9 protein-coding genes are annotated in these 9,488 nt (G+C 49.4%); 4 read left to right on the plus strand and 5 right to left on the minus strand.

Going from position 1 to position 9,488, the window contains the following annotated elements:
• Window positions 1-2,289: hypothetical protein (locus HKN79_10120; protein NNC83922.1), on the minus strand; the 2,289-nt coding region annotated here is incomplete at its 3' end.
• An 84-nt stretch (window positions 2,290-2,373) separates the two neighbouring features.
• On the opposite strand from HKN79_10120, the gene HKN79_10125 reads away from it, so the two are divergent.
• The gene (locus HKN79_10125) at window positions 2,374-3,384 is read left to right on the plus strand and encodes an aspartate-semialdehyde dehydrogenase (GenBank protein ID NNC83923.1); all 1,011 of its coding nucleotides are present in this window, start codon (window positions 2,374-2,376) and stop codon (window positions 3,382-3,384) included.
• Window positions 3,385-3,522: 138 nt separating this feature from the next.
• Window positions 3,523-3,882, plus strand: a complete 360-nt coding sequence (locus HKN79_10130) for a hypothetical protein (protein NNC83924.1) — start codon at window positions 3,523-3,525, stop codon at window positions 3,880-3,882.
• 19 nt (window positions 3,883-3,901) lie between these two features.
• Here the strand turns inward: HKN79_10130 and HKN79_10135 are convergent, their stop codons facing one another.
• Complete coding sequence (locus HKN79_10135) at window positions 3,902-4,501, minus strand: TetR/AcrR family transcriptional regulator (protein NNC83925.1); 600 nt, start codon at window positions 4,499-4,501, stop codon at window positions 3,902-3,904.
• Window positions 4,502-4,572: 71 nt separating this feature from the next.
• On the opposite strand from HKN79_10135, the gene HKN79_10140 reads away from it, so the two are divergent.
• On the plus strand, window positions 4,573-5,007 hold the full coding sequence (locus tag HKN79_10140; GenBank protein NNC83926.1) for a cupin domain-containing protein: 435 nt from the start codon (window positions 4,573-4,575) through the stop codon (window positions 5,005-5,007).
• Between the two features lie 4 nt (window positions 5,008-5,011).
• Window positions 5,012-5,629: an SDR family NAD(P)-dependent oxidoreductase gene (locus HKN79_10145; GenBank protein ID NNC83927.1), complete on the plus strand. Its 618-nt coding sequence runs from the start codon at window positions 5,012-5,014 to the stop codon at window positions 5,627-5,629.
• A gap of 25 nt (window positions 5,630-5,654) precedes the next feature.
• On the opposite strand, the gene dinB is transcribed toward HKN79_10145, so the two are convergent.
• The 3 genes from dinB to HKN79_10160 form a co-directional block, all read right to left on the minus strand.
• Window positions 5,655-6,896, minus strand: a complete 1,242-nt coding sequence (gene dinB, locus HKN79_10150; GenBank protein ID NNC83928.1) for a DNA polymerase IV — start codon at window positions 6,894-6,896, stop codon at window positions 5,655-5,657.
• A 209-nt stretch (window positions 6,897-7,105) separates the two neighbouring features.
• Window positions 7,106-7,552: an endonuclease domain-containing protein gene (locus tag HKN79_10155; protein NNC83929.1), complete on the minus strand. Its 447-nt coding sequence runs from the start codon at window positions 7,550-7,552 to the stop codon at window positions 7,106-7,108.
• Between the two features lie 2 nt (window positions 7,553-7,554).
• The coding region (locus HKN79_10160) for a DNA polymerase III subunit alpha (GenBank protein NNC83930.1) at window positions 7,555-9,488 on the minus strand (1,934 nt) is incomplete at its 5' end.

The following is a 9,488-nucleotide window of genomic DNA, read 5'->3' on the forward strand; positions in this document are numbered from 1 at the left end:
CAATTGCTGAGTACCATTGATCAAAAGAGAAACGGGACTCGGGGCTGTTTCATCCGGGCTGAGGTCCAGGACCGAATTGGCAGAACCCGGGGTGCCTCCTTGGACAGCGGTAGAGGCCCGCCAATTATTACCATCGCTACAAGGTCGATCGGGATTGATGCGTTCCAGACTGTAACCTCCATCATCACGCAGCGGGTCATTGTACCATGCTGATGAATATGCCACTTCATCGATGGTCACACCCTCAGGGTCAATGAGGTACAGGTCATCACCGCCATTGTTCAGGCTGCTGAATGATGGGATGGCAAGCACCGACCCAGAGGTCGTGAAAGCGTCAGATTCGTCTTCATCGCATAGTATCACATATTCGCCAGGAGCTATCACGAACTCACCGAGGATCATGTCCGTGGTGGTATTCCTGAGCACCCAGTTCTCAAGGTCGAATGTAAATCCACTCCGATTGTACAGCTCGAGGTATTCGGCCTCTGGTAGACCGATAGCGGGGGTGGGATCGGCCATGATCTCATTGATGATCAAATCCCCTTCAGCTGCCTGAGGAGAAATGAAGAATTCGATAATTTCTGTCTCGATCGTGTTCCCACTACAGTCTTGGACATCATCTACTGTTAATGCATAGCTCTCACCACCTACAAATCCCGGTTCTGCAAGTAGTGCCACTTGGGTAATATCCGTGATAGGTTGTGGGACCAAGGAGTTGATGCCGGGAATGGAATACGACCCGGTGATCAAGCTGAGCTCATCCATGCCTTCGTTGAATTGAAGGATGATCAGGTTCTCCCCGATCACTTCGATATGTATGAGTTGAGGACTTTCTGTATCCGCTGGTATGAAGAGCGAATTCTCAGTGCCAGGTGTTCCTCCGGGGACCGCTTGACTTGGAATCCAGTTGGTGGGATTATCACAAGGAAGGGTCGGATTGACCCGCTCCAAGCTGTAGCCACCGTCATCGAAAGGTTCACCACCGTACCAAGAGATGTCATAGTTCACCGAATCGATCAGCATGCCATTGGCATTGTATAAACGTAGGTCATCCCCCGTATTGCTCAGCGCTGTCAATGTGCTTACGGCAAGGGTGGCACCATAGCCTTCAAAAGCGCTCTGAAAGCCATCGTCACAGATGATGACATACTCACCTGGCAATAGGATATAGTTCTCCAAGAACTCATCATCAGCGCTGTTCTGAAGATTCCAATCAGATAGGTCATAGGCTGAATCGGAGGGATTGTAGAGTTCGATGTATTCCGCTTCTGGCAGGCCAAGACTCGGATTGGGGTCGGCCATCAATTCATTGATCACTACACTTCTTTCCAGTCCTATACCGATGACTACATACATGAATTCGACAGTGGTGGTCACCAAGGTGTTTCCCGCTGGATCCATCACTCCAGAGACCTCGATGCTGAGTTCTTGGTTCTCTGGGAAGGGATCAAGGAACTCGAGCACAACGGTGGCACCATCAGCACTTGCAGAGACGGGAAGCGTAGAAGGAAGTAGAGTGTAATTATTCACGTTCTCGGCCGAGCTGGGGTCCAATGCTTCGCTGAATTGCAGTTCGAGTGTGTTCTCATCGAGTGCGACCACGTCATTCAATTCGGGAAGGACATCATCGATCACTCCATCACCTGTGACCACTATATCATCGAACCAGAACAATTCTGAACGTGTGGAGGTATAATCACATCGGACACCGAAATAGCTGCTGGATGTATATGTGTCATCTAAAACATTACCCTGACTAGTAAAGGATCCGGTCAATCCGACATCCGCTGAAAGCTCCCAATTGCCTTGGTCATCCCGTGTCACTCGGACGGCTACTTCTACTGGGTCTACATCCACTAGGTCATCTGTCCCATCGATGATCTTGATGGTCGAGCTACCGTCTTGTCGGTATAGGCTTATCTCATCCGCAGTGTTGCCGATCATCACGAAATATCCGTTCAATTCCCCTTCCAGATCAGGCTGGTCCGAGGTGAGGTAGATATAGGATCGATTGCTGCTCGATGGGTTGAAATCCATACGCACGTGGATGTCCCATTGTGCGTTGTTGATGGAGATGCTCGGAGTGGAGAGATAGGATTCACCCTCATTGGCGGGTGCTATCAGATGCAATTCTTGCATGGCATCTACCTCGAACTCATCGCTGTCACCGCTCCACACAGGAGAATTGGTGAAGTCCCCATCGCTGAAATCGTCATTTACCTGAGCAGAAAGGGATATGGAGTTGAGCAGTAAGAGCCCCGCAATCCAAGTGTACTTTGTGAATTTCATCCTCGCTACCATAGCCCACGGCATCCGTTGAAGATACTACTTTAGCTATTCGATCAGATTAACGAATTCTTAAGAGAAACATAGATGCGCGTAGCGGTTGTCGGAGCGACAGGAATGGTAGGACGGAAGATGCTTCAAGTACTTGAGGAGAGGGATTTCCCCATCTCTGAATTGATACTTGTAGGGCGGAGTACTATAGGAGAGAAAGTGGATTTCAGAGGAGAAGAGATCACCGTAGTGGATATGCAGACGGCCATCGATCGAGCACCGGATGTTGCCCTCTTTTCAGCTGGAGGAGGAACGTCCTTGGAATGGGCTCCCAAGTTCGCTGAAACTGGTGCGGTCGTCATTGACAATAGTTCTGCTTGGCGTATGGATAACAGCAAGAAGTTGGTCGTTCCAGAAGTCAATGGGTCATCCTTGACGGCATCTGATAGGATCATCGCTAATCCTAATTGTTCGACCATACAGATGGTGGTGGCCTTGAAACCGCTATACGATCGATATGGCGTTGAGCGACTGGTCATCAGTACCTATCAATCGGTCTCAGGCACAGGAAAGGCCGCTGTGGAGCAGATGGAGAACGAGCGTGCAGGAAAAGAAGGAGACCAGGTATATCCCTATACGATCGATAAGAACTGCCTGCCACATTGTGACGTATTCATGGACAATGGATATACCAAAGAAGAGATGAAGCTGGTACATGAGACCCGCAAGATCATGGGTGATGATAGCATCCGGATCACCGCCACAGCCGTAAGAGTGCCCGTAGATGGAGGGCATTCAGAAAGTGTCAATGTAGAGTTCAAAGAAGAATTCGATATAGATGAGGTCCGTTCATTGCTCGAACAAGCGCCTGGAGTGACCTTGGTCGATGACGTAGAGAACAACCGCTATCCTATGCCCTTGTATGGCAAGGACACGGACGATGTCTATGTAGGTCGACTGCGCAGGGACGAATCCCAAGAGAAGACGCTGAATATGTGGGTGGTCTCTGACAACCTGAGAAAAGGGGCTGCTACCAATACGGTGCAAATAGCTGAGGAATTGATCCGCAGAGGTATTCTACAACGTCCTGTTGAACCTTCGGTGTAAGCAGCTTGCTTTCAGTCCCGATTTGCCCTTACTTGCTAATCGATTCATTGGACTGAATGTATGCGAAGTATTGTGTTGGTGACCCTTATGGGTCTATCCCTGTCAGTGGTAGGGCAGGGGAGGTGCGTAGAGTCGGGAATGCTACTAACAAGAGTAGAGCAGCCTCCTGTCCCTGATGTTACCTATGATGAGATCGCTTTGCGGCTGAATCTCTATTTCACTCCACGTCAATTGGGATTGTCTGATGGAGACACCTTGAGTCTCTCCTGCTTGATCAATTGCAGAGGAGAAGCTTCTGATTTTCAGGTGTCTGGATTGAATCGCTTGGAGAAAGCTCCCGATATCCAGAATCTCTATCGAGACATCGACTGGAGACCGGCTTTGGATAATGGAGAGCAGGTGGATTGTCTCAATAGATGTGATTTCCAGGCTCAAGATGGTCGATTCATCCTATTGACCGATCATGAGGTCAAGCAGAGGCGTAGGAGGGGTAGATAAATGAAGGATTAGGGGTAGTTCAACCAATCTCAAGGCCCTTCAGTAAGCTCTTCATACACCAGGCCAAACTGTTCAGACTTTGTTCATTGTTCAACCTCGTAACGTCTTTACACACGATGATCGCATCTATTCCCATGAGCACGGTTGCTGAGGCAATGAACCTGTCGAATTCGTTCTTTTTGAATGAACTCTTATGAGGTGCAAGCGCTAGACGAAGAGTCTTCACTCTGCGAGCACCACGAATCTTTTTCTTAGAGTTGATCGCCTCTACTGTAGCAAGTGCCAGATATCTCCTGAACGCCACTTCATGCTCGATGGCCAAGGCGTTGAAATGATCTTGAATGGAGAGTATCTTGTTCGTCAGATCCAATCCTTGGATATTCTCACATATTTCTTCTGGTGTGGCATGCGAGATCTCTAAAGATGCCTCCATTATAAGGAGCTCGATATTGGGAAAATAGCGGTACATGGTGGCTCTGGAGACCTTCGCCTTTGCCGCAATGTCCTCTAGAGATAACTTCTTTCTTTTTTTCAAAAGGCCTTTGGTCGCATTCAGGATCGAGGCCCTGGTCTGCATTTTTTGATGTATGCGACCCTTATCGAGCGAGAGCTTATTCATGAGACAAATATCTCATAAAGTTTGGAATTGTATGATATGTGATTAGCTTTGTGAGACAAAAATCTCATGAAATGAAGAGAAATGAACCAGTCTGGGTAGTCGGGCATCGTATCACTCCAGTAGATGTCACAGGGGATTATGATTTTGTTTTGGGTGAGACACCTGGTGGAACTCCAGGGCCTCCACCGCACTATCATACCGGGTATACTGAGCTATTTCATGTAGTGTCTGGAGAAATGGAATTCATGATCGATGGAAAGGTGACTATTGTAAAGACAGGAGAGACAGTGGATCTTCCTCCAAATACCCTGCATACGTTCAATAATACTTCAGACCAGACTGCTCGGTGGATAAACATTCACAGCCCTAAGGGTTTCAGGTCCTTTTTTGAGAGTTTGGGTGTATTGGATACAGAATCCGATGCTCTCCAGCAGTCTGTTTCAAAAGAGTCTATCGACAAAGTCATTCAACAGGCTGCAGATTTTGATATGCATATTAAACTTTAACAGAATGAAGATTTTATTGATCGGTGCAACAGGTACCATCGGAAGTGCGATTACGAAAGAAGCCCAGCAAATGGGACATCAGGTTATCGGGGTCTCTAGGAGTTCCCGTCCTTCGATAGACATTGAGAATAATGAATCTGTGGATTCCTTTTTTAGGGGACATGGATTATTTGATGCCATTGTCTGTGTTGCTGGTAGAGCAAGTTTCGGCTCATTTCAAAAGCTATCGGATGAGGAATGGCGATTGGGTTTGGATAGTAAGCTACAGGGTCAGGTCAGAGTATCGCGCCATGGATTGTCAAGTTTGAATCCTGGAGGTAAGATTATCCTCACAGGTGGAATGTTGGCCTATTCTCCGTGGCCTGATACGTCCAACATAGCTCTGGTGAATGCTGGATTGGAAGGATTTGTTCGAGCGATCAATTTGGAACTGACAGATAAGAAAGCACTGATCGTTCATCCTCCATTGGTCAAAGAGACGGCCCTTGCCATGGGTATGGATGGTAGTACTTGGCCTTCTTCTTCTGAGATTGCCAAGGTTTACCTTGATACACTCGAAGCATCTGAATCCATTCCGGTCAGGTATGTAAGTGGATATACTCCGGAGGCTCTATCGGCTTGATCCAGGTCTCATCTCGAATCTATTTTCACTGCTTCCTATGTGCCAATAAGGGAGGCGGCTCTCCATTGAAGGGATTGAATCTCCCTAAGCTCCTAGCACCCATACCGGCTGCACGTATGACCGCTCGATCACCATATCGGTCACGCATCTTATCCATGGCCTGATAGAGATTGATGATCTTCTCATCATCCTCGAATAGGTCTATCTGATGTCCGCCCTGTACCAAGTGACTGAATTTCACTCCCACGAGGCGCACCAGTACCCTTCGATCGTAGAGTTTGTCAAAGAGTTCTTTGACCACCGGTAATAGATTATGGTCGGCAGAGGTATAAGAAATACGCTTCTGTAAGCTCTTGGTCTGGAAATCGGAGTAGCGTATGCGTACGGTCACACAGGCGGTCAGGCGTTCTCCCCTACGCAGTTGGAAGGCCAGATTCTCGGCCATGGCCTGTAGTAAGGAGCGCAGTTTATGTACATCAGTAGTATCCCGGTCAAAGGTGCGCTCTGTACTGATGCTCTTGCGCTCGGTATGGGGTATGACCGGGCTTTTATCTATGCCATTGGCCTTGTTCCAGAGCTTGCGCCCATTCTTTCCGAATACCCTTTCCATCAACTCCACCGGCATCTCCTGCATGGTCAGGATGCGTTTGACCCCTAGGTCGCAGAGGGTCTTGTAGGTCTTCTCACCTACCATGGGGATCTTGCGTACGGAGAGCGGTGCGAGAAAGGGTTTCTCATCTCCATAGTCGATCTGCAGTTGTCCATTGGGTTTGGCCTCTCCGGTGGCCACCTTGCTCACGGTCTTGTTCTCGCTCAGCCCGAAGGAGATGGGCAGTCCGGTCTCCTTCATGATCCGCTGGCGGAGTTCGCTGGCCAGCTTATAGTTGCCGAAGAAGCGATCCATGCCGGTGAGGTCGAGATAGAACTCATCTATGCTGGTCTTCTCATAGACTGGTACGGTATCGGCTATCACATCGGTCACCAATCGGGAGTATTTGGTGTAGGTGCCCGAGTTGCCACGGATAATGACCGCCTCTGGGCAGAGCTGACGGGCCAATCGCATGGGCATGGCCGAGTGCACTCCGAATGCCCGTGCCTCATAACTGCAGGAGGCCACCACTCCTCGGTCACTGGTCCCTCCGATGAGGATGGGTCGGTTGTTCAAGCGGCTATCGAGCAGGCGCTCGCAGGACACGAAGAAGGTGTCCAGATCCATGTGTGCGATGGAGTGGGAGCTAGATTTCGATATGTCTCTTTGTATCAGCAAGGTTCATTTCTGGGTTTCCCCTCTCGAGAGGGGGTGAGCGGGTCAGTGGAGGTAGCAGGGGTGTGTTGAGAGTGGTGACTAGAAAGGGATATATTGTAAGGACACACCCCTCCCAACGCACCATCTATCGCGCCCCCTCTCAAGAGGGGATGGGCTGGCGCTTCTTTCGACTTAAGCTCATGTTCTATGTCACCTACACTTTTCATATTTCAACTAGGCTTTTTCATTCTGGTGTTCCCCTCTTGAGAGGGGGTGAGCGGGATAGTGGAGGTAGCAGGGGTGTGTTCTGTGTTTTCAATATGAGCTTCAATACTCCTCATCACATTCTTCATCTCATTGAATACTTGATCATCAGAGAACCTCAATAGGCGGATTCCCAATTTGTTCAAGGCTCTCTCTTTTTGGTAATCCTTTTTCTGGATTTCTTCTAGCGAGTGACTTCTTCCGTCCAGTTCAATAGCGAGCATGAGTTCTTGGCAGAAGAGATCCACGATGTATTCATCAATAGGCTTCTGTCTATGGAAGTCATAGCCGTGGAATTGTTTCCCTTTGAGATATTTCCACAAGCGGATTTCTGATGGAGTGGAGTTGTTCCTCAGGTTTCTAGCAAGCTCTTTAAGCTTAGGGTTGTATGGTATGATCTTCCTTTTTTTCATCATTATTCAGTCACTGACACACCCCTGCCTGTGCGCTCTTCTTCCACACCCCCTCTCGAGAGGGGAGAGGTTGTTGCTTCTTTTCTCTTTCGTTTTCTATTCTCCGTCCGTATCCGATTCTGGTCTTTATCCCCCAAAGAAGTTTCACCCTCTATCTTGAATCCATCATCTTGAGTCTTGAATTCAACATAGCGCGGGTCATCCACATAAGGGAGCTTGATCATGCTTTCTACCTCAATGGTCTGGAAATCCCACTCTTCTACCACCTTGCCGGTGACCGCATAGACCCCCTTACCTCTGAAAGGGTAGCGTGCCGCTACTTCAGGGAAGTGTACCGTGTCCAAGAAGGCGCCATCCCTATCCACGAAGTTTCCGAAGTTCATGCGATCGCCCAGCTTGGTCTGGGTATTCTTAGCGGTGACCAGATAGCCGTACACGGTCACAGTCTGGCCCACATATTGGTGCAGATTACTCAGGCGTATATGGTCATCCACCGGCTCACGGAGCAGGTCGAAGGGATGACAGAGCGGGAAACCGAGATACTCCATCTCATCGAAGGCATCTTCTATGGTCTGGTGATCCAGATGGGGTAGAGCGTAGTTCTTGGTCGGAGGGCGGAACATGCGCATCTGCTCATCATGACGCTTCTGCTTCTTCTCCAGTATGCCATAAGCCTCCCAGAGGAGTTCCTTCTTATTGCTGCCTACGGCAGAGTTTAAGGGTTGATGAGTTACTGAGTTGAGCTCTACTTCATTCTCATTGCCATTGCCATTGAGATTGCCATTCCTATTCCCATTGAGATTCCTTAACGCTCCCACATGTATGAGGATACTCAGCTGCTCCATGCCCATGGGTACACGGTCCAGTAGGTCGGTCAGATTCTCATATGGGCCCATCTCCCGTTCACTGATGATGCGGTCAGCTACTATTTTATCGAGTCCTTTGACCAAGTGCAGCCCTAGGTGGATCACCTTGCCTCGGATACGGGTCAGGTAGAGGCTGTCCTGCACACAGGGTGCTTCGATGATGCCGCCATGCATCCGTGCCTCATGGATATAATGCTCCCGAGTGTAGAATCCACCACCATTATTGACCGTGGCCACCATGTACTCCAGCGGGTAATAGGCTTTGAGAAAGAGGCTCTGATAACTCTCTACGGCATAAGAAGCAGAATGTCCCTTGGCAAAGGCATAGCCGGCAAAACTCTCGGTCTGTCTCCAGATCTCCGCGGTGAGTTCCATGGTATAGCCCTTCTTCTCTACACAATTGGAGAAGAACTTCTCTTTGACCCGCTGGAATTCTTCTCGCGATCTATACTTCCCACTCATACCCCTACGCAACACATCGGCCTCACCTAGACTGAGCCCGGCAAAGTAGTGGGCCACCTTGATCACATCTTCTTGATAGACCATCACGCCATAGGTCTCCGGCATGAGTTCGAGCATGACCGGGTGGGCATCTTTTCTGCGCTCGGGATTGCGCTTGCGGAGGATGTACTGCTGCATCATGCCGCTCTGTGCTACCCCGGGTCGTATCACCGAACTGGCCGCTACGAGACCGAGATAGTCATCCACTTCCAACTTGCGCATGAGCATGCGCATGGCAGGAGATTCCACATAGAAACAGCCGATGGCGTCTCCATTGCGAAGGAGCTTCTTCACCTTGGGATCCTGCTTGAACCTGCGGATGTCATGGATGTCGATGGGGGCATCATCCGGATGATTCTCTGCGATCAGTGTCAGGCTATCCTTGATCTTGCCGAGTCCCCGTTGGGAGAGGATATCGAACTTGTTGATGCCGATATCCTCGGCCTCTAACATGCTGAACTGGGTGGTGGGGAAACCCTTGGGAGGCATGAAGGTGGCCGTGTAATAGGTGATGGGCTTATCTGGTATGAGGATGCCACAGGCGTGTATACTCAGGTGACTGGGCATAT

The sequence above is a fragment of the Flavobacteriales bacterium genome (assembly GCA_013001705.1).
Lineage (GTDB): Bacteria > Bacteroidota > Bacteroidia > Flavobacteriales_D > JABDKJ01 > JABDLZ01.